Raw genomic sequence first — 24,275 nt, 5'->3', positions numbered from 1 at the left:
AACAATGCCACCGGCAGTGGATCGCCGAGATCATTGGGGAGCGCGACGGGGTACGGATCGAAAACCTGGAGGCGAAGCAGGTATGAATGAGCGTAGCCTGGATGAGCGAAGCGACATCCGGATTGGTGGGCGGGGTCTGTTCCCGGATATCGCTTCGCTCATCCGGACTACCTCGTTTTGCTCAGCCTTGCATCGAGCAAGCCCGTCATCGCCCGGCTTGACCGGGCGACCCAGTATTCCAGAGCAACCGCGATAGAACCGGAACGCCACGGCGCACTGGATCCCCCGCTTTCGCGGAGGATGACAAGTGAGCCAGTTCCCGGGCCTGTGCCGCCGGTCGGCGATGGCCGACCGAAGGCACATCCCAAATGGGAAGCGCGGGTGCGAAACCACCACTTTACCCTTCCCCCGCCAGGTGAAACGTGCCTTCCATCATCTGGACGCAGCCGCCGCCGACATGGGCTGTAACGACGGCGCCATCGCGTTTGACGACGCGCGTCAACAACAGGCTTGGCCGCCCCATGTCGACCCCCTGGCCGATGCGCAGCTTGAGTTCGCCGTCGCGCTCGCTGGTGAGATCCGCGAGCAGCGCCGCGACCGCCACGGTGGCGCTGCCGGTGGCGGGATCCTCAATCAGGCCGCTCGCGCCGGGAAAGAACATCCGCGCCTGCAGGTCGCATGGCAGTTCGCGCGGCGGCACATCGCGGGTATAGAAGTATACCGCGAACGCGTCGTCGCAGGGAAACACGCGCGCAAAACCGGCGGCGTCGGGCGAAGCCTTCCGCAGCGCCTCGCGCGAATGGACTTCGGCCACCAGGAACGAGGTGCCGACCGTGACGATTTGCGGCAGATGCCGATCAAGCCGCAGCTCCGACGGCTTAAGCGACAGGCACGCCGCCGTCGGTTCGGCGCCAAACGTCGTCAACCGGCGCAGCGGCCGCGGCGCGGTGAGTTCAGCGCCCTCCACCCTGCCGCCCTCGATCTGGATTTCGACCGGCACAATTCCCGCGATCTCCTCGAAGACGAGCCGCGCCGGCGGGGTCTCGGCCTGCGTTGCCAGCACGAAGGCGGTGCCGACATTGGGATGACCGGCGAACGGCAGTTCCTGCCGTGGTGTGAAAATGCGAACCTGCGCATCATGGCTGGGATCGCGCGGCGGCAGCACGAAGGTCGTCTCCGAAAAATTGAACTCGTTCGCAATGGCCTGCATCTGCGCGGTCGTAAGCCCTTCGGCATCCAGCACCACAGCGAGCTGGTTGCCGCCGAAAGCGCGGTCGGTGAACACGTCGACCGTGATATAGCGACGCTGCATCTGATACCTTCCTCTACCCCAACTGCCACACCGTCATCGGCCGGTCATATCCGCGTATCGCGACTTCGCCAAGCGGTACCGCGTCGCCGCCGTCCTGCCCCAGGGCGGCACGGACCTCCGCCGAAATCAACAGCTGTGACCCGAATTCCTTGTTGAGCGACTCCAGCCGGGAAGCGAAATTCACGGTATCGCCGATGACGGTGTACTCCTTGCGCCGCGGCGAGCCGATGTTGCCAGCGACCACTTCGCCGAAATGGATTCCGATACCAATGCGCAAGGGCCAGTCCGAGCCCTCATTGATGCTGTCCATCGCCGCCAGCATGTCGCGCGCGGCGGCGACCGCATGCTGCGCGGCCTCCGGCGCCTCGAGCGGCGCTCCGAACAGCGCCAGAAAGCCGTCGCCGAGAAACTTGTTCACGATGCCGCCATGGCGGTCGAGGATGTCGACCAGCACGGCGAAGGCGCGGTCCAGCCGGTCGACCACTTGCTGCGGCGTGCGGGAACGGGCGGCCGCGGTAAAGCCGCGAAAATCGACGAACATCACCGCGACCCGCCTGAGATCACTGCAGGCTCCGGCACCCTCGACCAGCAGCCGCTCGACCACCTCGGGCGAAACATGCTGGCCAAATAGGTTGGTGATGCGGTCGCGCGCGGTCGCCGCCTTGATGCTGGCGGTGAACTGGCGGCGCAGCTGCGCGCCGACGGCACCGGCGAGGATCCCGCAGATCAGAATGACGATACTGCGTGCCGCGTGATAGAAAATTCCAGGTTCGGGTTCAGGGAATTCCGACGGACGATCGAGCATCGCCATCGCGAACAACTGCGCGCCGCACACCGCTCCAGTGAAGGTGGAGAGCCAGAAATCCAGCCGCAGCGTGGAGAGGATGATAAAGATGAAATAGGTCAGCGGCGCCACGAAGCCGAGCGCCCGCGCCGGCCCCATGGTTTCGAAATTCAGCGCCAAGGCAACCGTCGGCAGCGTGGTCTCGATCAGCGCGCTGAGATACCGCCTGATCCGCGGCACGTCATGATGCGGCAGCGTCAGGTGGTGACGGATCACCGCATGCACCCAAAGCTCGAACAGGATGAACAGGCCCAAGGTCACATAGAGATATTCTGGCGGCAGGCGGCCGTGCCAGATCCTGTCGACGTCGCCGGGATCGAGCCAGTGGAAGACCGAGATCATCGCGATCAACAGCGCAATGGTGGCGATCAGGGTCTTGACCCGCAGCAATTCGGTCCGCATCACCTCTTGAGTGAGCGCGCGCTCTACCTCTGTTGGCATCGCCGCGCGAGGTGCCCAATCGTGCCAAAACCGCTGCATCGTCACCCCCTGTGCATCCCCTGGCACCCCCTTAAGCGTCCCATTCTGCTTCAATCGAGGGTGCGGCGGAAGCGCGTCACCGCGATCGTCATGGCGAGCAGCATCAGGCCTGCCAGCGCCAGCGCGTCATTTTGCAGGTTGGGCAGCGTCGCGCCCTTCAGCATGATGGCGCGCACAATACGCAGATAGTGCGTCAGCGGCAGGCCCTCGCCGACATATTGCGCCCATACCGGCATGCCCGCGAACGGAAACATGAAACCGGACAACAGGATGCTCGGCAGAAAGAACATCATCGACAGTTGCATCGCCTGCAGCTGGTTCTGCACGATGGTCGAGAACGTATAGCCGATCGACAGATTGGTGGTGATGAACAGCGTCGAGAGCAATGCCAGCATGAAGAGGCTGCCGAGCACCGGCACGCCGAACAGCAAGACGCCGATGCTGATGATCAGCGAGGCCTGGATGAAGCCGACCAGCACATAGGGAATGATCTTGCCGAGCATGATCTCAACCGGCTTGATCGGCATCGACAGCAGGCTTTCCATGGTGCCGCGCTCGATCTCGCGCGTCACCGACAATGCGGTGAAGATCAGCATGGTCATGGTCAGGATGGTGCCGACCAGGCCGGGAACGATGTTGAGGCGCGACGATGCCGCCGGGTTGTAGCGCGCATGGGCGCGGATCTCGAAGGGCATCTGCGGCGGATCGCCGGTGAACAGGTCATGCTGCAGCGCGGTCTGCACGATGACGCCGAGCGCCGAAAGCGCGGAGCCGGCCGCCACCGGATCGGTGGCGTCGGCGGCGACCAGCAAGGCCGGGTAGTCGCCGCGCCGCACCGCGCGCTCGAAGCCGCGGGGGATTTCGACGCCGAACAGCACCTTGCCGGACAGCAGGAGATTGTCGAACTCCGCGACATCGTGCACTTCCCGGGTGAAACTGAAATAGCTGGTGTTTTCCAGCGCCTTCAGGATCGAGCGGGCGAGATCGCTGTCCTCCTGCAGCAGCACCGCCGTGGGGAGATTGCGCGGCGTCGTGTTGATGGCATATCCGAAAAGCATCAATTGCATCACCGGGATCATCACGATCATCGCAAACGACACCCGGTCGCGCCGCAGCTGGATGAACTCCTTGATCACCATCGCAAGCGTCCGCCGCCAGAAACCGAACCGCCGTTCCGCCGTGCCGGCGGCAACGTCGACCTCGATGCTTTCAACCGCGCTCATTGGAAATTATCCGTCGAGCGCGTCATCAGTTCAATGAACACGTCCTCCAGCGACGGCGCGCCGTGCTGCCAATGCAATTCCCGATGCGCGCGCCAGGGCGCGATGGTGGCCTCGAGCGCGGGCTTGTCGCGGCCGGACACATGCAGGCTGGTACCGAACGGCGCCACCATGTCGATCCCGGGCTTGCCGGTGAGATCGGCCGACAGTGCCGTGAGATTGTCGCCGGTGACCGTGTAGGTCGACAGCGCCGATTTCGCGATCACCTCATCCACGGTGCCGTGGACCAGCAGATGGCCATAGGCGATATAGGCGATCTCGTGACAGCGCTCGGCCTCGTCCATGTAGTGGGTGGAAACCAGCACCGTCAGCCCTTTGGCCGCGAGCCCGTGAATTTCGTTCCAGAAATCGCGCCGCGCTTTTGGGTCGACGCCGGCGGTCGGCTCGTCCAGCAGCAGCAATTGCGGATTGGGCAGCGTGCAGGCGCCGAGCGCCAGCCGCTGCTTCCAGCCGCCGGAGAGCTCGCCGGCAAGTTGCGCTTCGCGCCCCTGCAGCCCGAGCCGCCGGATCATGTCGCGCGCGGCGCCGCGCGCGTCGCGCACGCCATAGAGCCGCGCGACGAATTCGAGATTCTCTCGCACCGACAGATCCTGGTACAGGCTGAAGCGCTGCGTCATGTAGCCGACCTGGCGCTTGATCTTGTCGGCGTCGCGGCGGATGTCGAAGCCGAGGCAAGTGCCCTCGCCGCTGTCGGGCGTCAGCAAGCCGCAGAGCATGCGGATGGTCGTGGTCTTGCCGCTGCCGTTGGGACCGAGGAAGCCGTAGATGGTGCCGCGCTTGACCTGCATGCTGAGGTCATGCACCACCTCGCGGCCCTCGAACGACTTCGACAGGCCGTGGACGTCGATGGCGATGCCGGCCGCGGGCGCCGCGGTCATCGCTTGTCCGCCATCGGCGTCTTGGGGTTCAGATAGACACTGACGGGCTGGCCGACACGTAATGAATCGGGTCTGCTCGGCCGCGCCTGGATCAGGTAGACGAGCTTGTCGCGCTCATCGAGGCTGTAGATGACCGGCGGGGTGTACTCGGCCATCGTCGAAATGAAATAGATCTTCGCGGTGAGATCGGCGGCACAGTTGTCGCAGGAAACCCGCACCTCGTCGCCGATCGCAAGCTTCGGCAGTTCAGGCTCCGGCACGTAGAACCGCACCTTCATGTTGCCGGGCGGCATGATCGACAGCACTGGCCGCTGCGCCGGCACCGTCTCGCCCTCGCGGAAGTAGATCTGCTGTACGGTGCCGTTCACCGGCGCATAGCCGATGCGGCGCGCCAACCGGGTCTGCGAGGTGTTGACTTGCGCTTCAGCCACCCGCAGCCCCGAGACCGCTGCGTCGAGATTGGCCTGGGTGCCGGAACCGGTCTTGCTCAGGGAGGCGGCGCGGTCATAGCTCTGCTGGGCGTTGGCCAGCGTGGCCTTGTTCTGGTTGAGATTGGCCTGCTGCAGGTCATCGTCCACGGCGTAGAGCTGCACGCCGGTCTTGACCTCGTCGCCCTCGCGAACTTCGAGTTTGGTCACGCGCCCGGATTCGTCGGGGCTGACGAAGATCATGTCGGCCTCGACCCAGCCCTGAAAGCCGGGATCCCGCTTCTCGCTGCAGCCGGCAAGCGTTGCCGCCAGCGTCAACGCCAGCAGGATTCGCGGCCGGCTTCGCGACGAGGTCATGTCATCCTCCGTTCGCCAAAAATCATGTCGAGATGCACCCGAAGCATCTCGTGCGCATCCAGTGGCGCGTGCCTGCCGAAAAGACTCTGCCAGATCACCGCGACGATTGCGGGCGCCACGATGATTTGCGGAAAGCGGGCCAGCTCCGGGTGTGCGATCTCGCCGCGCGAGACCGCAAGTTCGATCAGGGCACGCATGCCGGCCAGGCCAGGCGAGACCACTTCGCGGTAGTAGAAATCGGCAACGCTCGGAAATCTCGGACCCTCGGCAACGATCAGGCGCACGATGTCGCCACGCCGTGTCATCGCCACCTCCTGGATGAATGTCCGGGCAAAGCCCTCGAGGGCATCTCGAACCGATCCGCCGAAGGGTGGCGGCGCGGCAAGGCGGCCGATCAACGGAACCAGTGCCGTCCGTATCAGCTCCTCGAACATCGATTCCTTGTCTTTGAAGTGCAGGTAGATCGTGCCCTTGGCGACACCGGCGCGTCTGGCGACGTCGTCGAGCCTTGTGGCGGTAAAGCCGCGCGCGATGAACTCATCCAGCGCCGCCTCGATGATCGCCGCGCGCCGCTCCGCCGCGCGCGCGGCGCGGCTGGATGCTGGCTTCGGCGCAGGCTTTGGCAAGACCGGCTTTGACGCCTTGGCCGGGGCAGCCTTGGCACCCTGCCGGCGATCGGCCGGTTTCGAGGAGATTGCATCCGGGGGTCTGGGTCGTGAGCTCGGCATCGGCGAAATATGACTGACCGGTCAGTCATTGTCAATCCCGGTCCGAACCCGCCGAGGACCCGCCGGCTTTGTCATACCGGCGGCCTGTCGCAGTACGCGCCACTGCATTTGTCACTGTTAATTTACTGTATTGACAGGAGACGGGGCCGCGCTTTGCGCGGACCCGGTGGCGCTCCCCGGAAGGACGGTGTTGTTGAAATCCTGCCCTTCCCGGTCCGGGACGGAAGGCCGGCCGACAGATCGGTCAGGCTTGGCCGCATAAGAGGATCATTGCGCGGTCGGGAGGCAGATCGGCGGCCTCCTTGACGAGATGCCGATACGCCGCCGCTGCATCAACGCGGGCTGGACCAGCCCTTGTAATCCTTGACATTGTCCCGGGTGACCAGCGTCGACGGCATCAGGATCATCGGATTGGATGGCTTCTTCCCGTTCAGGATTCCGGCGCCCACCTCGACCGCCTGCTGGGCCATCGCATAGGGATCCTGGCTAGCGGATGCCTGGACCATGGTGTCGGTCTTGAGCGCATCCTCGATGTCGGGAGCGCCGTCGACCGAACTGATGACGATCCCGGTGCGCCCGAGCTGCTTGGCCGCTAGGTCGGTGCCGATCGCCTGCGGGTCGTTGATGGCGAACACGGCGTCGATCTTGGGGAAGCGAGTCAAATAGCCCTGCATGATGTTCAGCCCGCCCTCGCGCGACCCCTTGGCGTCCTGGTCGTCCGACAGGATCTTGATGCCGGCCGCCTTGGCGAACACCTCCTTGCAGCCCTTGACGCGGTCGACCACGGCGGAGACCTGCGGTCCGTTCTCGATGATCACGTCGCCCTTGCCACCAAGCTTGTCGACGATGTACTTGCAGGCGATCTCGCCGGCCTGGACGTTGTTGGTCTGAACCGTCGCATCAGCGCCGTTGGCGGCGACATCGATTGCCACCACCACGATGCCGGCCGCCTGCGCCCGCTTGATGGCCGGCTCGATGGCGTTGGCGTCGATCGCATTGATCAGGATCATGTCGACGCCGGCGGCGATGAAATTGTCCACCTGCGTGAACTGTTTGCCGAGATCATAATCGGCTGAAGCCGTCAGTATCTTGACCTTCGGATTGATCTGCTTGGCCTTGGCTTCGGCGCCATTGGCGATCGTGACGAAGAACGGGTTGCCGAGCGAACCGACGGAAATGCCGATCGAGTTCAGTTCCTTGGCCTGTGCGGTTCCGGCGCAGAGCGCGAGCGCGCTGGCCGCGGCAAGTAGAATCTTTTGCATTGAATTTCTCCCGTTGTTTTTTGGATTTGAGGTTTGTTGAGTGAGGTTGCAGCGACGTCGCCCCGGTGGTTCGACCACCTTGACATCACGCCCCGCGCGGCTTTGCTTCAGGTGCGCGCGGATCCCTTGAGCCGGTAACGATCGAGCGCAACCGCGCCGACAATGACCAGGCCCTTGACGATGAACTGCCAGATGTCGGAGACGCCGACCAGGATCAGGCCGTTGGTGAGGACCGCGATGATCAGGGCGCCGATCAGCGTGCCCCAGATCGAGCCGATACCGCCGACGAAGCTGGTGCCGCCAAGGATCACGGCCGCGATCGCGTCGAGTTCATAGGACTGGCCGAGTTGCAGGCCGTTGGCCGCATAGAGCCGTGCCGCCGCCATGACGCCGCCGAGACCGGCAAAGAATCCGGAGGCCGCGTAGGCAAACAACAACACGGCCCACACCTTGATGCCGGTCAGCCGCGCCGCGTCCGGATTGCCGCCGACCGCGTAGATATGCGTTCCAAGCACGGTCCGCCGCAGCACGTACCAGGTCACCACAATCACCGCCAGGGCCACGATCACCAGCCAGGGCACGCCGAACAGATTGCCGTTGCCGATGAACGCGAAGGCGAGCTTCGGATTGAACACGGTGGTGTCGTTGCCCATCAGCCGGGCGGCGCCGCGCACCGCGGTCAGTGATCCCAGCGTAACGATGAACGGGGGCAGCCGCAGGAAGGCGATCAGCGCGCCGTTGATGGCGCCGAACAAGAGCCCGCACAACAGCGCGGCGGGAATACCGAGCATGCCGAAATCCGGGATCTTGGAAGCGATCAGGGCGGCCATCGCCGAGACCGCCAGGATCGAGCCCACCGACAGGTCGATGCCGCCGGTCAGGATGACGATGGTCATGCCGGCGCCGAGCACGGTATTGATCGAGGCCTGCTGCATCACGATCGAGATGTTCTGCAGGCTGAAGAAGCGGTAGTCCGACAGGAAATGGAAGGCGATGCAGAGCAGCAGCAGCACCGGCAGCATGCCGAGGATCTGGATCGCCTGGTGCAGCGCGAGCTTGCGCTGGGCGGCCTTGTTGCCGGCGTCCTCGGCCGTCAATCCCTGCGCATTCGATACCGACATGACTTCCTCCAGCGATTGAATGTAGTTCGTTGGTTCGTTTCTCGTCTTTGTTCGGTCTACGTTTTCAGCCTGATCGAGGCACGCGCGAGCGCGACCTCGAACCTTCAGCCTACCCCGGTTGCGATGGCACCGATGCTCTCCTGGGAAATTGGCGGTGTTCCGGGGGCGCCGACCTCGCCGGCGATGATGCCCTCGCGCATCACGAGAACGCGGTCACAGATGCCGACAACTTCCGGCAGGTCGCTCGAGATCACGATCACACCCATTTTGGACTTAACCAGCTGGTCAATGATCCTGTAGATTTCCGACTTGGCTCCGATATCGACGCCGCGCGTCGGCTCGTCGAGGATCAGCACGCGCGGATTGGTTTCGATCAGGCGCGACAGCAGGACCTTCTGCTGGTTGCCACCTGACAGCGCGCCGACATTGATGACGTCAGCGGCAACGCGGATGCCGAAGGACTTGATGGCGTCACTGGAGCGCTTGGCCGCGGCCTTCAGGTTCAGGATGCCTCCGGGCAGGCTGTCGCGAGCGATCACCCCGAGATTGATGTTTTCGCGAACACTCATGTCGAGGAACAGGCCGTACAACTTGCGGTCCTCGGTCAGATAAACGATGCCGGCGTCGACCGCCTGCTGCGGCGCGAAAATCGAGACCGGCTTGCCATCGAGCTCGACGGTACCGGACAGCCGGGGATCAGCACCGTAGATCAGGCGGGCGAATTCGGTCCTGCCGGCGCCGACCAGGCCGGCGATGCCGAGCACCTCGCCCTCATGGAGGTCGAAGCTGCAATGCTTGACCCGCCTGCCGTCGCTCATGTCGCTCACCCTGAGGATCACCCGCCCACGGCTCTGGTGGGCGTCGTGCTCTTTCTTGTAGAACGACGATATATCGCGTCCGACCATCATCTGGACCAGGCGTTCGGCCGAGAGATCGGCACGCTCCAGGGTGCCGACATAGCCGCCGTCGCGCAGCACGCTGACGCGATCGGACAGGTCGTAGATCTCGCCCATGCGATGGCTGATGTAGATGATGGCGAGCCCGTCGGCGCGCAGGCTGCGGATCAGCTCGAACAGCTTCTCGGTTTCGCGTGACGACAACGAGGTGGTCGGCTCGTCCATCACCAGGATGCGGGAGCGGGCATGCAGAGCGCGGGCGATCTCGACCAGCTGCCGCTCGGCCATCGACAGCGAACCGACCATGGTCTGCGGCGTAAAGCCGACGCCAAGACGAGCCAGGATCGGTCCCGTGGCCTCATTCATCGCTCGCCGGTCGATGATTCCGTTGCGCGACAGCTCGGTGCCGAGAAAAATATTCTCCGCCACTGTGAGGTTCGGCGCCAGCGACAGCTCCTGATAGATGATCGAAATGCCAAGCTGCCGCGCCGCATGCGGTCCTTCGATGGTAACCGGCTCGCCGGCAATACGGATCTCGCCGCCCGGATCGGCCCGGTAGGCGCCGGACAGGACCTTCATCAAGGTCGACTTGCCAGCCCCGTTCTCCCCCATCAGGGCATGGACCTCGCCGGCCCTGACGTTGAGCGAGACGTTCTTGAGCACGCGCAAATTGACGAAGGTCTTCGAGATGTTGCGCATCTCAAGGATTGCAGGCTGGTCCCTGGTCATCGACGTCAAGGTCATACCTCTAGTGTGATGGCAAAGGAGGCGGCGTCACGGCGCGGACTGGATGCCCGCCCGTCCGATCGAAGCCAGCCGCGTCCGGGCGCGATGCAAGGCCCCGACTGGAATGGTGGGCAGAAGTCAACAACCTGAGATTGATATCCCAGGCCAGACCTGGGCAACCGCGCGGTCATCGAGCCATCCTCCCAGATCCGCGCGATGGTGAGCGCGCGACTTGTTAGTTCATTATGCGTTGGGGTTGTGGGCTGTTGTCAAGCGTCGGATGTGGCGGTCGGACCGGAAGGCCTTCGCGCGGGACCATTCCATCGTCCACCGGTTCCGAGGGGCCGGCCATTGCGCGGGATCCGCGGCAGCGCGGTCCGTGGTTTGGATGCACCAGATAATTGGTCATACCAAGAACGTCCCGTGCTTCTTGCTTGCAATAAGGTGGACGGAGGCATCACAGGCATGGCGGGTTATGGATTCCGGGCTCGCGCCTCAGATCGGCGATGTCCGATCCAAGGCGCGCCGCGGAATGGCGGTGGATAAATCGAGTATTTCCTAGCTAGCCCATGTTTGACGTTTAGTCACGTAACCCATTGATTTTCCTAGAGCGGGTATGGCGGCTTGTCACTACATGACGGTTTCGCCTCGCTGCGGCGGGGTCGGCGGATCGAGTTCGATGCCGAGCGCGCGCAGCACGGTGGCGGCGCGCTGAGAGCCGTGAGTGACTGAACGCTTGGTGGCGCCATCGCCGAGCGCGATGTCGACCATGCGCACGGAGTTGAGCGCGGTCAGCGCCTCGGTGGCGGAGAGATCGAGACGCGCGGCCGCCCCTGAGTTTCTTTTCGACCGCACGATGCAGCAGGAATGCCAACGCGGCGACGAAGACGTGCGCCTCTGCCAGGCCGTCTGTGCGGTGATAGATCGGCCGCATGTCGATGATGTCCTTGAGGCTGGCGAAGGCACGCTCGACATCGGATAGCTCCTTGACCACTTTGTTCCGACTTGAAATCTCTCTTGGTCGAGGGTCACATAGATGGGGGCAGGAGACCTCCTCCTAAGCCTAAAACGAGCGATGAGGAGTCGTTCGACGAATGGACCTTTCGGATGATTTCGGCCTCTGACGCGGCACGGCTCCGCTGGCGTTCGGCTCAGCCGTCGGCGCGACGAAGTGGACAGGATATGATCAGGGATATTGATATTCGGCCGATCATTTTCTCGGTAAACTGCTATATCGCGACCATCCTCACGATGTTCGTCGCCTTCAGCCTTGACTTGAAGAGCCCGGGCTGGGCCATGACCACGGTTTATCTGACCAGCCAGCCGTTGTCCGGCGCCATGCGGGCCAAGGCTGTCTATCGCGCCATCGGCACCTTCGTCGGCGCCGCCGCCATGGTCGCCATCGTTCCCAATCTGGTCGACGCGCCTGAGCTGACGACGCTTGCGATCATGCTTTGGGTGGCACTCTGCGTTTTCGTTTCGCTGCTCGATCGCACGCCGCGTTCGTACATGTTTGTACTTTCAGGTTATACCGCCGCCTTGATCGGCTTTCCGAGCGTGCTTGCGCCTGACACGGTGTTCGACACCGCGGTGTCGCGAGTCGAGGAGATCACGCTCGGCGTCGTCTGCGCCGCCATCGTTCACAGTCTCATCTTCCCCAAAAGCGTGTTTTCGGCCTTTGAACAAAAGTTGAGAGGTTCCATTGCGGACACACGTCGTTGGCTTGCCGATGGCTTGACCCAGCAAGCGACCCTGGAAGCCGAGATGGAGCGGCGCCGGATCGCCGCTGATATCAGCGAGCTTTATGTGCTCGGCACCAGCTTGCGCTTCGACACCTCGCCGCATCGACCGGATATCGGCACCATTCGCGCTTTCGACCGCAAGATCGTCGCTTTGTTGCCGCTGGTGAGCAGCATCGAGGATCGTCTGACACTGCTTCGGCGTATTGGGCCGCTTGATGCAAAGCTGGCGTGGGCGGTGGAAGGCGTTTACGATTGGGTGAACGCGAAAGCACCCAGCGACCAACGAAGCCCGGCAAAGCTCAAGGAAGCCTGCGTCGCGGCCACCCCGGCTGTCGGCCCGCAATCAAGCTGGGCGGATCTCGTGACGGTCAACATCTGCGTGCGATTGATCGAGCTAATCGACTCCTGGCAAGCCAATCTCGGCTTTGTCGCTTATCTGGCCGATCCGGACCACACGCCGAGCGCCGAAATTCGCGGCGCCGCGGCTGAGATCGGGCCAAAGCCGATGCATACGGATCCGGGCATCGCGCTATTGACGGGATTGGCGGCCGGCGTCGCTATGGCCATATGCGCGTTCTTCTGGATCGCGACCGCATGGCCGGAAGGCGCCAGCGCCATTGCCTTTGCGGCCGTGGCCAGCACTTTATTTGCTGCTCTGGACGATCCGACGCCCACCATTCGCAACATTACCCTGCTCCTGGCATTGTGCATTCCACTTGTGTTCGTCTACCAATTCTTTGTGTTGCCGGCGATCGGCGGGTTCGTCCTGCTTTGCGCCGTGCTCGCTTTTGTACTGATTCCGGCCGGCCTGTTGATGGCAATTCCGGCCTATGCACCGGTTGGTCTGGCGCTCGCGCTCGGTTTCTGTGTCGAAATGGGCCTGCAGACGAGCTATACCGCCGATCTGGCGGCCATTGTGAATTCCAACAGCGCTTTTGTGCTCGGCGGCGTCGCGGCGCTGATCGTGACCCGGCTGATGCGTGTCATCGGCACGCAAGCGAGCGCGCAGCGCTTGCTGCGGGCCATTTATCGCGACCTTGCCGACCTTGCCGCCAGGCGATCGCAGCCGACCCGCGAGCAATGGGTGAGCCGCATGATGGATCGCGTCGCGCTGCTCTTGTACCGGCAACCGCGCTTCGAGCCGCGGCCGCGGCATGAATTCGCTGATGCGCTCGAAGATCTGCGGCTTGGCGTCAATATGATCGAGACGCAATCGATGGCGCCCGGCATGACGCAGCCCGCGCAAGACGCTTTGGCGACGATGTTTGCGGGCCTCGCGGCGCATTTCCGTGCCCTCGCGCGCGGCCGTGTGGCGCCGCTTGGCGACGATTTGTTGCAAAAGATCGACATTGTTATCAGCGAAGTGACGGCCTGCAGCGCATCCACTCCTGCTTGCATCGCCGCGGTTGTCGGCCTGCGGCAGACCCTTTACCCTGACGCGCCGGCCTATCAGCCGAGACAAACAGGACTGGCTGATGCAGCGCAATCCGGGCCGGGCGAAGCCGCCAGCGTTGGGAGCGTATCGTGATTGGCGAGTTCGATATCTATGGCGTGTACTTTCCGGCGTTCGCGGTGTTTGCCGCAATCGCTTTTTTGCTTCAGGTCCTCGTGATCAACCGGCTCCTGCGTGCCATTGGTTTCTATCGTTTGGTCTGGCATCGCGCGCTGTTTGATCTCGCAATCTACGTCATTCTGGTTGGCGTCGTCACAGCGGCGGGTGCGAGCATCCTGCCGCTGGCATAACATCGTGGACTTGGAACCTCGGGTGATGGTGCGATGAAGGACTTTTTCGCCTCTACTGGCCGCGTGCTGCTCACGCTCGTTGTCGTGCTGGTTGCGATTGCCGTCGGCTGGCAGCTCTGGGGCTATTACATGCTCGAGCCGTGGACGCGCGACGGCCGTGTGCGCGCCGACGTGGTCACGGTCGCCGCCGACGTTTCCGGCTTGGTCAGCGACGTCCTTGTTCACGACAACGAAAAGGTGAGCAAGGGCCAGCCGTTGTTCCGTATCGATCAGCGCCGCTTTCAATATGCGCTCGACCAGACGAAAGCCGATGTCGCGAGCCGGCAGGCGACGCTCGATCAGGCCAAGCGCGATCTAGAGCGCGCGAAAAATCTAAGCACTGCCGCGATCACCGTCCAGCAGGTCGAGCAGAGGCAGCAGGCGGTAGACGTCGATCAAGCCGAACTCGACGCGGCGAACGCGGCGCTCGAAGTAGCGAATCTTAATCTCGAGCGTTCGACAGTCGTGGCACCAGTCAACGGCATAGTCACCAATTTCGGTCTCCTGCCCGGACGCTACGTCAATGCCGGCGCAGCCGTCTTTGCGCTGATCGATTCCGACACGTACCGCGTCGAGGGCTATTTCGAGGAAACCAAGCTGCGGCGTATCCGTGTCGGCGAGGATGCGACCGCAAGGCTGATTGGCGATGCGCGCGTGCTATCGGGACACGTCGAGAGCATCGCCCTCGGCATCGAGGACCAGAACCGCAGCACCAGCAGCGACCTGTTGGCTTTAGTCAATCCGACTTTCAGCTGGGTACGCCTGGCGCAGCGAATCCCTGTCCGCATCAAGCTCGACAATGTTCCGCCGGACCTTCTTCTCGTCGCCGGGCGCACCGCCACTGTATCGATCGGGAAGATCAGTTGGTGGTGAGAGGATTGGCTCAGTAGGGTCAGAACCCGTAACCTCGTGAGAAGGGCAGCTATTTGTCGAAGGTCTGTAGGGTGCGCTCGTCGCGTGCCGCCCACGCGAGCACATCTGGATCGCTCATGCCTGGGGCCCCATTTCTCACCCACATGACATCGTGCCCCGCTGCTATAAGGTTCGTAACGGCTGTGCCCGGGAAATTTTCGTTGGCAAGAAGCTGCCAAGGGCTGCGGGTCCAATCTGTGGGTCGGTCGGTGATCTTTGATGGCGGACCGGACGCGCTGCGTTGGATCGAAGACGGCGACGATCTGCTCTACATCGCCGCAGCAGACGCTTGACGCGCGATCTTGCCGATCACCTTGCGTCCTGCGCGCATGGCCAGACCCACAAGGTTGAGATCGGCGCGGTTCACCGCCTTTACCGCCTCGCGGTTGGCCGCATCGTGCGTCGTCTTGAACATGTGACCCGATGGCGGCGCCCCGCAATGACGAGCGCTACCCCTTGGCGTCGCAGGCCCAGGCCCGGATCACGCATTCCTTGCCGCCGAATTCATAGCATTTGCGCGTCGCCTCGTTGAGCGAACTCGAAATCTGCGGCCGGACGGCGTAGCCGTGGGCGCCGCAGGGGTTGGTCATGTCGATCGAGAACGCCGCGCAGGCGCGTTTCATGGTCACGGCCTTGCACGCGCCGTCGCACCGCTTCAGCGCCGCCGCCCGCGCGTCTGCCTCGCCGGCAAAATCATAGGCCTGGCCATAGGCGCCGCATTTGCCGATCGCGAACGCGCCCGCCGCCCACGCTTCCGTTGCGAACCGCGCGCCGGCGATCGCCAAGGTCAGAGCAAAAACAATCATCGCGCGCCGCCGCGCGCTGCTAAAGGAAGTCAAAAGTCCCTCCCCCGAGGTCATCAGGGCGAAAATGTACCGGGAGGACGTTTCGACTTGGTGAACGAGGGCGGTGGAAAATACGGGATGGGCAATGCCTCGGCGGCCCCACCAAACGTGCGCATTCGCTAACCCTCACTCCCGCCGCGCCGCCTCAAGCGCCTGCGGGGTGTCGATATCCAGAAATGCGCCGTGCCCTTCGACCACGACTTCCGCCACCGCCTCACTGTGCCTTGCGATCAGGTGGCGGGCGCCGATATCGCCGTCGAGCGTCATCAGTTCGTGAAAGAAGCGCCGCGACCACAGCACCGGATTGCCGCGCCGGTTATTGCTGACCGGCACCACGATCAGCTGGCCACGGTCGGGCGCAAAGGCCTCGATCAGGCGGTCGATCAAATCCGAGGAGATCAGCGGCATATCGCCCAGACAGATCACCGCGCCATCGGCGTGATCGGGCGCCGCGGCGATACCGGCCTTGACCGAACTGGCGAGACCTTCGGCGAAATCGGGATTATGCACAAACGTGACCTTCAGCCCTCGCAAGGCCGCCCGGATCTGATCGGCCTGATGGCCGGTTACGACGATGACATCATGGGCCTTCGAGGCCAGCACCTGCTCGGCGACGATCCGGACCAGCTTCCTGCCGCCGATTTCGGCCAGGAGCTTGTTGGGCCCGCCCATCCGGGTCGAGCGCCCGGCCGCGAGAAGGATCGCGGCCACGTTCCGATTGCCGTCGCTATCGAGTTTCTCGCGCGGCTGCGGCCGCGTGACGATTTCCATCAACAGCCCGCCGACACCCATGGCGGTGAGTTCCGCGCGCGTCACCTTGAGACCGGCCAACAGGCGCATCAGCACCCAGTCAAAACCGTTTTCCACCGGCGAGCGTGCGCAGCCCGGCGCGCCCAGCACCGGGCGGCCGCCGGCATTGCCGATCAAGAGCAGGTTGCCGGGATCCACCGGCATGCCGAAATGCTCGATGGTGCCGCCGAGGTCGGTGATGGCGGCCGGAATCACGTCGCGCCGGTCGGCAATCGCCGACGCCCCGAACACAATCACCAGTTCGGCACCGAGATCGAGCAATTCACGGATGGCGGCCTTCAGCGCCGTTTCTTGATGCGGCACCCGGCGTTCGGCCAGGATGGTGGCGCCGGCGGGCGCCAGCCTTTCCGCCGTCACCCGCAGGGTCTTCTCCACCACCTTGGGCGACAGCCCCGGCAGCACGGTCGAGACGATTCCGACGCGATTGATGACATAGGGCGCGATCCGCAGCGCGCCGTCGGCTGCCGCCGCCACCGCGGCATCGCACAAGCGCGCCTCGACCCCGAAGGGAATGAGTTTTACCGTCGCGACCATCTCGCCCTCGACCACGGGCTTGTAAGCGGAGAGCGTGGCGAAGGTGATGGCTTCATCGACGCCATTGATGCGGTCGACCCTGGCGCGGTCCACCACCAGCACGCCGGCGCGGCCCGCGAATAAATTGGCGCGGCCGGTAAAGGCGCGCTCGACGTTGATGCCCTCGCCGGCCACGGCCTGGGCGATGCTGGCGGCGGCGGCGTCTTCGGAGATGTCACCCTCCTCGAGCCGGACCACCACAATTTCCTCAACGCCGGCGCGGGTCAGCGCCTCGACCTCGGCGCGGCCGATCGCAGTGCCTTTCTTGAGCACCAGCGATCCCTGGCGCAGGGTATGAACGGTGACACCGCCGATCGCGTCCGCCGGACTGGCCGGACCGAATTTCATGCCGCGGCTTCCTTCGGCAGCCGTAACTGCGCGGTGATCTCGGCCATGATCGAAACCGCGATCTCCGACGGCGACACCGCACCGATCGGCAGGCCAATCGGGGCATGAATGCGCGCGATATCGGCATCGCCGGCGCCTTGCGCCTTGAGGCGCTCGCCGCGCTTGGCGTGGGTCTTTCGCGACCCGAGCGCGCCGATATAGAAGCAGTCGCGCTGGAATGCGTGCAGCAGCGCCGGATCGTCGATTTTCGGATCGTGCGTCAGCGCCACGAAGGCGGTGTAGTGATCGAGGTTGAGCGGCGGCAGCGCCACGTCGGGCCATTCGGCGATCAGCGGCACATCCGGGAACCGTTCGGGGCTGGCAAAGGCGGTGCGCGGATCCACGACTGTCACGTCGTAGTCGAGTGACCGCGCCAGCGGCGCCAGCGCCTGGCTGATGTGAACCGCACCGATGATGACGAGCCGCGCGGTCGGAGCATAGACATTGAGGAAAAGTCTCTCGCCGCCGGCCTCGATCATGCCGCTCTTGCCCATGCGCAACTGTCTTGTCAGCTCGGTGCACAGCGGGTCGGCGGCGATGCCGGCGGCCTTGACCAGACGCTGCGCGCCGGTGGCGACGGCGGTGACGACGATCACCGGCCGCCGCGCGGCGCGCTCGGCATTGAGTTCGGAAAGCGTCTCAAGCTTCACGGCTGGCCAACCTTCTCGACAAACACCCGGATGGTGCCGCCGCAGGACAGCCCGACATTCCAGGCGGTCTCGTCGGCAACCCCGAATTCAAGCATTTTCGGCTTGCCGCTGGCGATGACATCGAGCGCCTCGGTGACCACAGCCCCCTCGACGCAGCCGCCCGAGACCGAACCGAGAAAGGTCCCGTCATCATTGATCACGAGGCTGGAGCCGGCCGGTCGCGGCGCCGAACCCCAGGTCTCGACGACGGTCGCCAGCGCCACGCCGTGGCCGGCCTTCTGCCAGTCCTCCGCCGTCTCGAGAATGTCTTGGTCGCGATTGAGCATGGGACCCTCTTTCAAGCTGCGGACCTTATCAGGCTGCGGTGATGCGGCGGCGGCGCCGACGAAAGTGCCGCTATCAGCCCCTCCATCGAACTCAAATTATGTACCGGGCGGAATTCGTCAACGTGCGGCAGCATCATTTTGATGCCCTGCGCCTTGGCCTCGAAGCCGCCATAGCGCAGCAGCGGATTGAGCCAGATCAGCCGGCGGCACGACCGGTGCAGCCGGTCCATCTCGAAGGCGAGCTTTGTGTCGGCCTCGCGCTCCAGCCCGTCGGAGATCAAGAGCACGATGGCGCCCTGCCCGAGCACCCGCCTGCCCCACAATTTATTGAAGGTATGCAGCGAGGTGGCGATGCGGGTGCCGCCAGCCCAGTCCTGCACCGTCGACGAACAGCTGGCGAGCGCCTCGTCGGGATCGCGCGCCCGCAGGCTGCGCGTAACATTGGTCAGCCTGGTGCCGAACAGAAACACCGACACGCGCTTGCGGGCATCGGTAATGGCATGCAGGAAATGCAGGAACAGGCGGGTATATTCGCTCATCGAGCCGGAGATATCCAACAGCGCTACGATCGGCGCCGGCTTGTCGATCCGCCCCAGGCGATGGATATCGATGATGTCGCCGCCGGTACGCAGACTGCCGCGCAAGGTGCGGCGCATGTCGAGCCGCAAGCCCCGCGCATCCGGCTGGTAGCGGCGGGTGCGCAGCTCGGCCTGCGGCAACCTCATCTGCGCGATGGCGCGGGTGACAGCCGCGATTTCGGCTGCGCTCATCTGGGCAAAATCCTTCTTCTGCAGTACCTCCCGGTCCGATACCGAAAGCCTGAGCTCCTGCTCCTGCACCTGCGGGACTTCGTTCATCCGGGGTTGCGACAGCGCCTCCTGGACTCGGCGCGAGGCCGGCGGCGGCTTTTTCCTGGCATGATCCGGCAGCGGCACCGAATCCAGCATGTGCTTCCACTCCTCGGCGGCGCGGAAGAACAGCGCGAACGCCTGGGCGAAGATCAGCGCGTGCTCGTGGCGCTTGACGAAGACCGCCTGCAGCGTGGTGAAGACATCGGCGCGGTTGCCGATCTCGATGACCTGCAGCGCGTTCAAGGCATCGATGACCGTGCCGGGCCCGACCGGAATCCCGGCCGCGCGCAGCGCGCGGGCAAAGCCGACGACATTGTCGGCCATTTGGCCGGTTTCAGGGGCGAGATGATTGATGGCCATCGGATTGCTACTCGATCTGAACCCCGTCATTCCGGGGCGCGAAGCGAAGCGTAGCGAGCCCGCAATCCATAACCACGAATCGGGGTTACGGATTCCGGGCCTGCATCTCAGGTCGGCAGTCGCCGAACTGAGCTGCGTCCCGGAATGACGGGGATTATTGTTGCGCGCAATCTAACCCTCGCTGGTCGCCTCTTTCAGAACTTTCTGCAGCGTATCACCCTGCATTCGCGCGATGTCGTCCTGGTATTTCAACAGCGCACCGATAGTATCGCCGACCACCTGGGGCGTCAGCGCGCGGGCGTCGAGTTCGGTCAGCGCGGTCGCCCAGTCGAGGGTTTCGGCCACGCCCGGCGATTTGTAGAAATCCTGCTGGCGCAGCGCCTGCACGAAGCGGACCACCTGCTGCGACAATTTTGCGGAAATTCCAGGCACGCGCGATTTGACGATCGCCAGCTCACGCTCGGCATTGGGATAATCGACCCAGTGATAGAGACAACGGCGCTTCAGCGCGTCGTGAATCTCACGGGTGCGGTTCGAGGTGATGATGACGATCGGCGCCTGCGGTGCCTTGACGGTGCCGAATTCGGGGATCGTGACCTGGAAGTCCGAGAGAATTTCCAGCAGATAGGCCTCAAAGGCCTCGTCGGCGCGGTCGAGTTCGTCGATCAGCAGCACCGGCGCGCCTGCGACTTCCGGCTGCAGCGCCTGTAACAGCGGCCGCTTGATCAGATAGCGCTCGGCGAAGATGTCCGATGTCAGCTGGTCGCGATCGGTATCGCCGGCCGCTTCCGCGAGCCGGATCGCGATCATCTGCGCCGCGCTGTTCCACTCGTAGACCGCGGAGGCGACGTCGAGGCCTTCGTAGCATTGCAGCCGGATCAGCTTTCGTCCGAGCGCCGCCGACAGCACCTTGGCGATTTCGGTCTTGCCGACGCCGGCCTCGCCTTCCAGAAACAGCGGCCGGCCCATGCGCAGCGACAGATAGGTCACCGTCGCCAGCGAGCGCTCGGCGAGATAACCGCGCGAGGACAACACATCGAGCATCGCATCGACTGACGTAGGCAGCGTCGATGCGGTCATGCAAACGCCGATTCTGTTGAGCTAAAAACTGGCAAAGTCACGCTTTTGCATTGGCGGTTTCGACGGCGCGGCGCGCCAGCACCGCGATCAGATGGGCACGGTACTCGGCGCTGCCGTGCAGGTCGCTGTTCAGTCCCTCCGCCGGCACCGTCAAACCATCCAGCACCTTGGGCGCGAAGCGCTTCTTCAGGGCTTCCTCGAACGCGGCGACGCGGAACACGCCTCCGGAGCCGGCGCCGGTCACGGCCACGCGCACATCGGAGGGCCGCTTGGCGACGAACACCCCGACCAGCGCATAGCGCGAGGCCTGGTTGCGGAATTTGATATAGGCAGCTTTCTTCGGCACCGGGAACATCACCTTGGTGATGATCTCGTCGCTCTCGAGCGCCGTCGTGAACAACCCCTGAAAGAACTCTTCCGGCTTCAGGCGCCGCTTGTTGGTGACGATGGTGGCGCCGAGCGCGAGGCAGGCCGCGGGATAGTCGGCGGTGGGGTCGTTGTTGGCGAGCGATCCGCCGATGGTGCCCTTGTGGCGCACCGCGGGATCGCCGATCACCGCGGCGAGCTCGGCCAGCGCCGGGATCGCCTCGCCGACGGCGGCCGAACCCGCAACATGGGCGTGGGTCGCGGTGGCGCCGATCACCAGCGAGCGGCCTTTCATCTCGATGCCATCGAGTCCCTCGATGTGGGAGAGGTCGATCAGATGCGGTGGACTCGCCAGCCGCTGCTTCATGACGGGCAATAGCGTGTGGCCGCCGGCGATCACCTTGGCATCCTCATTCTTGGCCAGCAGATTGGCGGCCTGCCGCACCGTCGCCGGACGATGATATTTGAATTCGTACATGAGGACTTCCTAACCGCAATACGGTGACATCAGTTATGCGAGATCGGACTTGGCCATCGCCTTGGCGCCGGCCGCGATCGACTGAACGATGTTCTGGTAGCCGGTACAACGGCACAGATTGCCTTCGAGTTCTTCGCGGATGGTGTGATCTGTGAGATCGTGACCCTTGCGATGGACGAGGTCGACCGCGGTCATGATCATGCCGGGCGTGCAGAAGCCGCATTGCAGGCCGTGATGCTCGCGAAACGCCTCCTGCATCGGATGCAGCGGGGCGCCGTCGGCGGCAAGACCTTCGATGGTCCGGACTTCGTGCCCGTCAGCCATGACCGCAAGCGTGGTGCAGGATTTCACCGCCTTGCCATCGAGATGCACGACGCAGGCGCCGCATTGCGAGGTATCGCAGCCGACATGGGTGCCGGTCAGCCGCAGATTCTCGCGCAGTAATTGCACCAACAAGGTGCGGGGGTCGACATTGGCATTGACGGGATTGCCGTTTACGATCAGGGAAATTTTGGCCATTCAGCACTCTCTTCGTCTGCGCTGCCGCATTGCACGGCGGCACAGTCTTCAAAATCATTGCACCGCCATAATATGGGGCATCCCGGCAATGAGCAACCTCACCTGGGCCTGGCCTGCTCTGATTCGACCTGGAGTCAGCTCGGACTAGCCCTGCACCGCCTTGGCGAAATTAGCAAAAAATTCATCGGCCAGTTTCTTGGCCGTGCCGTTGATCAGCCGCTGCCCGAGCTGGGCCAGCTTGCCCCCGATCTGCGCCTCGACGTCGTAGGTCAGCAACGTGCCGCCATCCTTTTCGGCCAGCGCCACCGTCGCGCCGCCCTTGGCGAAGCCAGCGACGCCGCCCTCGCCTTCGCCGGATATCCTGTAACCATTGGGCGGGTCGAGATCACTCAGCGTCACCCGGCCCTTGAAGCGGGCGGACACCGGCCCGACCTTCATCTTGGCGACGGCGCGGAAACCGTTGTCCTCGGTTTTCTCCAGTTCCTCGCATCCGGGGATGCAGACCTTGAGCACGGCCGGATCGTTCAATTTGGTCCACACGGCCTCGCGCGGCGCCGCCAGCTGGACTTCGCCATTCATCGTCATGGCCATCGCTGTACCTCCCCGGATTTCTTGCCTCTTCCCTCCAAGTAAGGCACGCGCGCCCTGAAAGGAAGGGTAGAAAACGAGTATGAGCGACGCACATTGCGAACGCAACGGGATTGGCAGAGGTCGGCCGGGATGATTAGGTCGCGAAAATCATGAGTACGTCGCTTTCGCCCTTGCTCGCCCCCATCCAGCCGAAGGCTACCTTTCGCTAAGGATATGCGGGTCACGTCCGCGCATGAAGAGGAATATACCATGCCGATGATCGATGCCGACGGTTGCCTGCTCAACGTATCGGTCGAAGGCCGTGACGGCGGACCGACCCTGATGCTGTCGAATTCGCTGGGCTGCAGCCTGCAGATGTGGGAGCTGCAGATGAAGGGGCTGACGCAGCTGTTTCGCGTCATCCGCTATGACCGGCGCGGCCACGGCAAATCCGGCGTACCGCCCGGCCCCTATTCGATGGAGCGTTTCGGCCGCGATGTACTGGCGATCCTCGATGATCTCAATATCGACAAGGTGCACTGGTGCGGACTGTCGATGGGAGGCATGGTCGGGCAATGGCTCGGCGCCAACGCCCCGGAGCGGTTTGGCAGGATCATTCTCGCCAACACCGCCTGCTATTATCCCGATCCGACCAACTGGCTGAACCGCATCAAGGCGGTGCAGCAAGGCGGCATTGCCGCGGTGGCCGACACCGTGATCGCGGGCTGGCTGACCGCGGACTTCCGCGAGCGCGAGCCGCATATAACAGCCAACTTGAAGGCGATACTGCTGGCTTCGCCGGTGCAGGGCTATCTGGCCTGCTGCGAGGCGCTGAGCACGCTCGACCAGCGCGACCTGCTGCCCCGGATCAAGAGCCCGACGCTGGTGATCGCCGGAAGGCATGATACGGCGACGCCGATCGCCGCCGGCGAATTCATCCGCAGCCAGATTCCGGGCGCCAGCATGACGATACTCGACGCGGCGCATATTTCCAATGTCGAGCAGCCGCACGCCTTCACCGACGCCGTGATCGGCTTTCTGACGCAACGCTGAAGGTATTATTATACTGTAACCATCCGAAAGCATTGTTCTTAGATTTCGGATGCGGCGCCTGTCATTGAGCGGTAGCGGGAGCGGCACGATCGGGCCAGGAGTTCAAACGTAGGCGTCAAGGATCCCTTGATGTCGCGCCTGTCAGCGATGGTCGGGCAGCTGGGACTGCTGCGTGGATAGACAGCCTGACGTTGCGCCGCGATCGGGCTGCGGCGACGCCGGAGGCTCGACCAGCAGCACGATAGCGGTGCCGAGCAGCAGCAGCAGTTCTGTCGCATGCAGCCGAAGCGCCGCGGTCTCGCCCACCTCCGAGGCCATCAGCATACTGACAAAACTGATCACGCTGCCGATCGCAAGGGCCAAGGCAAGCGCTTCGTCGCAGCCGCCGGCCTTGCGGATCGTGGCGCGGGTAATCAGGACCAGGAAGATCGCAAAGAACGCAACGACGGTCAGCTTGCCCAGGGCCAACAGCCAAGCGGCGCGGATGGCTGCCGCCGCCGCCAGCTGCAGGTGGTCGCTGACGAACAGCCCGACCGCGATATTCGGCCGCTCATAAAGGCCATGGATCGGCGAAATCATGATCCTTAAGGCAACGATGGTCCAGGTCGGAATAAAATAGGCCGCCAGCAATACGCCATTAAATGAACTGATCCGCCAGT

General features: G+C 63.7%; 25 protein-coding genes and 1 pseudogene. 4 read left to right on the top strand and 22 right to left on the bottom strand.

Going from position 1 to position 24,275, the window contains the following annotated elements; genetic code table 11:
- Positions 1–397 precede the first annotated feature (397 nt).
- From ABSG20_RS05955 to ABSG20_RS05910, 10 genes are all read right to left on the bottom strand, one after another.
- Positions 398–1,312: a PhzF family phenazine biosynthesis protein gene (locus ABSG20_RS05955; RefSeq protein WP_423863568.1), complete on the bottom strand. Its 915-nt coding sequence runs from the start codon at positions 1,310–1,312 to the stop codon at positions 398–400.
- 13 nt (positions 1,313–1,325) lie between these two features.
- A complete protein-coding gene (locus tag ABSG20_RS05950; protein ID WP_423863567.1) occupies positions 1,326–2,597 on the bottom strand; it encodes an adenylate/guanylate cyclase domain-containing protein in 1,272 nt (423 codons plus the stop codon).
- A gap of 89 nt (positions 2,598–2,686) precedes the next feature.
- Complete coding sequence (locus tag ABSG20_RS05945; RefSeq protein WP_423863566.1) at positions 2,687–3,859, bottom strand: ABC transporter permease; 1,173 nt, start codon at positions 3,857–3,859, stop codon at positions 2,687–2,689.
- Positions 3,856–4,794 carry an ABC transporter ATP-binding protein gene (locus tag ABSG20_RS05940; protein WP_423863565.1) on the bottom strand — a complete coding sequence of 313 codons (939 nt, stop codon included), beginning with the start codon at positions 4,792–4,794 and terminating at the stop codon, positions 3,856–3,858. Before ABSG20_RS05940 ends, ABSG20_RS05945 begins: the two co-directional genes overlap by 4 nt.
- Positions 4,791–5,579, bottom strand: a complete 789-nt coding sequence (locus tag ABSG20_RS05935) for an HlyD family secretion protein (protein WP_423863564.1) — start codon at positions 5,577–5,579, stop codon at positions 4,791–4,793. The genes ABSG20_RS05940 and ABSG20_RS05935 overlap by 4 nt, the downstream gene beginning before the upstream one ends.
- Positions 5,576–6,307 carry a TetR/AcrR family transcriptional regulator gene (locus tag ABSG20_RS05930; protein ID WP_423863563.1) on the bottom strand — a complete coding sequence of 244 codons (732 nt, stop codon included), beginning with the start codon at positions 6,305–6,307 and terminating at the stop codon, positions 5,576–5,578. The genes ABSG20_RS05935 and ABSG20_RS05930 overlap by 4 nt, the downstream gene beginning before the upstream one ends.
- 332 nt (positions 6,308–6,639) lie before the next feature.
- Complete coding sequence (locus ABSG20_RS05925) at positions 6,640–7,569, bottom strand: ABC transporter substrate-binding protein (RefSeq protein WP_423863562.1); 930 nt, start codon at positions 7,567–7,569, stop codon at positions 6,640–6,642.
- Between the two features lie 107 nt (positions 7,570–7,676).
- Positions 7,677–8,690 carry an ABC transporter permease subunit gene (locus ABSG20_RS05920; RefSeq protein ID WP_423863561.1) on the bottom strand — a complete coding sequence of 338 codons (1,014 nt, stop codon included), beginning with the start codon at positions 8,688–8,690 and terminating at the stop codon, positions 7,677–7,679.
- 104 nt (positions 8,691–8,794) lie between these two features.
- Positions 8,795–10,315 carry a sugar ABC transporter ATP-binding protein gene (locus ABSG20_RS05915; protein WP_423863570.1) on the bottom strand — a complete coding sequence of 507 codons (1,521 nt, stop codon included), beginning with the start codon at positions 10,313–10,315 and terminating at the stop codon, positions 8,795–8,797.
- A gap of 627 nt (positions 10,316–10,942) precedes the next feature.
- Positions 10,943–11,167, bottom strand: a complete 225-nt coding sequence (locus ABSG20_RS05910; protein WP_423863560.1) for a hypothetical protein — start codon at positions 11,165–11,167, stop codon at positions 10,943–10,945.
- A 327-nt stretch (positions 11,168–11,494) separates the two neighbouring features.
- On the opposite strand from ABSG20_RS05910, the gene ABSG20_RS05905 reads away from it, so the two are divergent.
- From ABSG20_RS05905 to ABSG20_RS05895, 3 genes are read left to right on the top strand one after another with little or no spacing between them, the layout of a single operon-like run.
- Positions 11,495–13,582, top strand: a complete 2,088-nt coding sequence (locus tag ABSG20_RS05905) for an FUSC family protein (RefSeq protein WP_423863559.1) — start codon at positions 11,495–11,497, stop codon at positions 13,580–13,582.
- Positions 13,579–13,797: a DUF1656 domain-containing protein gene (locus ABSG20_RS05900; protein ID WP_423863558.1), complete on the top strand. Its 219-nt coding sequence runs from the start codon at positions 13,579–13,581 to the stop codon at positions 13,795–13,797. The genes ABSG20_RS05905 and ABSG20_RS05900 overlap by 4 nt, the downstream gene beginning before the upstream one ends.
- Positions 13,798–13,830: 33 nt before the next feature.
- Positions 13,831–14,709: an efflux RND transporter periplasmic adaptor subunit gene (locus ABSG20_RS05895; RefSeq protein WP_423863557.1), complete on the top strand. Its 879-nt coding sequence runs from the start codon at positions 13,831–13,833 to the stop codon at positions 14,707–14,709.
- Positions 14,710–14,758: 49 nt separating this feature from the next.
- Here ABSG20_RS05895 and ABSG20_RS05890 read toward each other — a convergent pair whose 3' ends face one another.
- The 11 genes and pseudogenes from ABSG20_RS05890 to ABSG20_RS05840 form a co-directional block, all read right to left on the bottom strand.
- Positions 14,759–14,962 carry a DUF5615 family PIN-like protein gene (locus ABSG20_RS05890; protein ID WP_423863569.1) on the bottom strand — a complete coding sequence of 68 codons (204 nt, stop codon included), beginning with the start codon at positions 14,960–14,962 and terminating at the stop codon, positions 14,759–14,761.
- 54 nt (positions 14,963–15,016) lie between these two features.
- Positions 15,017–15,163: pseudogene (locus tag ABSG20_RS05885) on the bottom strand (DUF2000 family protein); the annotation flags it as partial.
- A gap of 34 nt (positions 15,164–15,197) precedes the next feature.
- A complete protein-coding gene (locus ABSG20_RS05880; RefSeq protein ID WP_423863556.1) occupies positions 15,198–15,554 on the bottom strand; it encodes a DUF4189 domain-containing protein in 357 nt (118 codons plus the stop codon).
- 165 nt (positions 15,555–15,719) lie between these two features.
- Complete coding sequence (locus tag ABSG20_RS05875; protein WP_423863555.1) at positions 15,720–17,324, bottom strand: NTP transferase domain-containing protein; 1,605 nt, start codon at positions 17,322–17,324, stop codon at positions 15,720–15,722.
- Positions 17,321–18,013, bottom strand: coding sequence for an XdhC family protein (locus tag ABSG20_RS05870; RefSeq protein ID WP_423863554.1), 693 nt, complete (start codon positions 18,011–18,013; stop codon positions 17,321–17,323). Before ABSG20_RS05870 ends, ABSG20_RS05875 begins: the two co-directional genes overlap by 4 nt.
- A complete protein-coding gene (locus ABSG20_RS05865; protein ID WP_423863553.1) occupies positions 18,010–18,339 on the bottom strand; it encodes an XdhC family protein in 330 nt (109 codons plus the stop codon). Before ABSG20_RS05865 ends, ABSG20_RS05870 begins: the two co-directional genes overlap by 4 nt.
- Positions 18,340–18,350: 11 nt before the next feature.
- The gene (locus tag ABSG20_RS05860) at positions 18,351–19,550 is read right to left on the bottom strand and encodes a vWA domain-containing protein (protein WP_423863552.1); all 1,200 of its coding nucleotides are present in this window, start codon (positions 19,548–19,550) and stop codon (positions 18,351–18,353) included.
- Positions 19,551–19,721: 171 nt separating this feature from the next.
- Positions 19,722–20,630, bottom strand: a complete 909-nt coding sequence (locus ABSG20_RS05855; RefSeq protein ID WP_423863551.1) for an AAA family ATPase — start codon at positions 20,628–20,630, stop codon at positions 19,722–19,724.
- A gap of 37 nt (positions 20,631–20,667) precedes the next feature.
- A complete protein-coding gene (locus tag ABSG20_RS05850; RefSeq protein WP_423863550.1) occupies positions 20,668–21,474 on the bottom strand; it encodes an FAD binding domain-containing protein in 807 nt (268 codons plus the stop codon).
- 33 nt (positions 21,475–21,507) lie between these two features.
- Complete coding sequence (locus tag ABSG20_RS05845) at positions 21,508–21,993, bottom strand: (2Fe-2S)-binding protein (protein ID WP_423863549.1); 486 nt, start codon at positions 21,991–21,993, stop codon at positions 21,508–21,510.
- Between the two features lie 144 nt (positions 21,994–22,137).
- Positions 22,138–22,584, bottom strand: coding sequence for an SRPBCC family protein (locus ABSG20_RS05840; protein WP_423863548.1), 447 nt, complete (start codon positions 22,582–22,584; stop codon positions 22,138–22,140).
- 249 nt (positions 22,585–22,833) lie between these two features.
- Here ABSG20_RS05840 and pcaD point away from each other — a divergent pair, with 249 nt between their 5' ends.
- Positions 22,834–23,616, top strand: a complete 783-nt coding sequence (gene pcaD / locus ABSG20_RS05835; RefSeq protein ID WP_423863547.1) for a 3-oxoadipate enol-lactonase — start codon at positions 22,834–22,836, stop codon at positions 23,614–23,616.
- Between the two features lie 141 nt (positions 23,617–23,757).
- Here pcaD and ABSG20_RS05830 read toward each other — a convergent pair.
- Positions 23,758–24,275, bottom strand: a 518-nt coding sequence (locus ABSG20_RS05830) for a hypothetical protein (RefSeq protein ID WP_423863546.1), incomplete at its 5' end; no start/stop codon positions are given.

Source organism: Bradyrhizobium sp. (assembly GCF_049512235.1).
In the GTDB taxonomy this organism is placed as follows: Bacteria; Pseudomonadota; Alphaproteobacteria; order Rhizobiales; family Xanthobacteraceae; genus Bradyrhizobium.
This window is presented reverse-complemented; position numbering and strand designations above follow the sequence as displayed.

Coding starts and splice junctions, on each gene's coding strand:
- ABSG20_RS05955 (WP_423863568.1), bottom strand. CDS start 1,312: ATGCAGCGTCGCTATATCACGGTCGACGTGTTCACCGACCGCGCTTTC.
- ABSG20_RS05950 (WP_423863567.1), bottom strand. CDS start 2,597: ATGCCAACAGAGGTAGAGCGCGCGCTCACTCAAGAGGTGATGCGGACC.
- ABSG20_RS05945 (WP_423863566.1), bottom strand. CDS start 3,859: ATGAGCGCGGTTGAAAGCATCGAGGTCGACGTTGCCGCCGGCACGGCG.
- ABSG20_RS05940 (WP_423863565.1), bottom strand. CDS start 4,794: ATGACCGCGGCGCCCGCGGCCGGCATCGCCATCGACGTCCACGGCCTG.
- ABSG20_RS05935 (WP_423863564.1), bottom strand. CDS start 5,579: ATGACCTCGTCGCGAAGCCGGCCGCGAATCCTGCTGGCGTTGACGCTG.
- ABSG20_RS05930 (WP_423863563.1), bottom strand. CDS start 6,307: ATGCCGAGCTCACGACCCAGACCCCCGGATGCAATCTCCTCGAAACCG.
- ABSG20_RS05925 (WP_423863562.1), bottom strand. CDS start 7,569: ATGCAAAAGATTCTACTTGCCGCGGCCAGCGCGCTCGCGCTCTGCGCC.
- ABSG20_RS05920 (WP_423863561.1), bottom strand. CDS start 8,690: ATGTCGGTATCGAATGCGCAGGGATTGACGGCCGAGGACGCCGGCAAC.
- ABSG20_RS05915 (WP_423863570.1), bottom strand. CDS start 10,315: ATGACCAGGGACCAGCCTGCAATCCTTGAGATGCGCAACATCTCGAAG.
- ABSG20_RS05905 (WP_423863559.1), top strand. CDS start 11,495: ATGATCAGGGATATTGATATTCGGCCGATCATTTTCTCGGTAAACTGC.
- ABSG20_RS05895 (WP_423863557.1), top strand. CDS start 13,831: ATGAAGGACTTTTTCGCCTCTACTGGCCGCGTGCTGCTCACGCTCGTT.
- ABSG20_RS05880 (WP_423863556.1), bottom strand. CDS start 15,554: ATGATTGTTTTTGCTCTGACCTTGGCGATCGCCGGCGCGCGGTTCGCA.
- ABSG20_RS05875 (WP_423863555.1), bottom strand. CDS start 17,324: ATGAAATTCGGTCCGGCCAGTCCGGCGGACGCGATCGGCGGTGTCACC.
- ABSG20_RS05865 (WP_423863553.1), bottom strand. CDS start 18,339: ATGCTCAATCGCGACCAAGACATTCTCGAGACGGCGGAGGACTGGCAG.
- ABSG20_RS05860 (WP_423863552.1), bottom strand. CDS start 19,550: ATGGCCATCAATCATCTCGCCCCTGAAACCGGCCAAATGGCCGACAAT.
- ABSG20_RS05855 (WP_423863551.1), bottom strand. CDS start 20,630: ATGACCGCATCGACGCTGCCTACGTCAGTCGATGCGATGCTCGATGTG.
- ABSG20_RS05850 (WP_423863550.1), bottom strand. CDS start 21,474: ATGTACGAATTCAAATATCATCGTCCGGCGACGGTGCGGCAGGCCGCC.
- ABSG20_RS05845 (WP_423863549.1), bottom strand. CDS start 21,993: ATGGCCAAAATTTCCCTGATCGTAAACGGCAATCCCGTCAATGCCAAT.
- ABSG20_RS05840 (WP_423863548.1), bottom strand. CDS start 22,584: ATGGCCATGACGATGAATGGCGAAGTCCAGCTGGCGGCGCCGCGCGAG.
- pcaD (WP_423863547.1), top strand. CDS start 22,834: ATGCCGATGATCGATGCCGACGGTTGCCTGCTCAACGTATCGGTCGAA.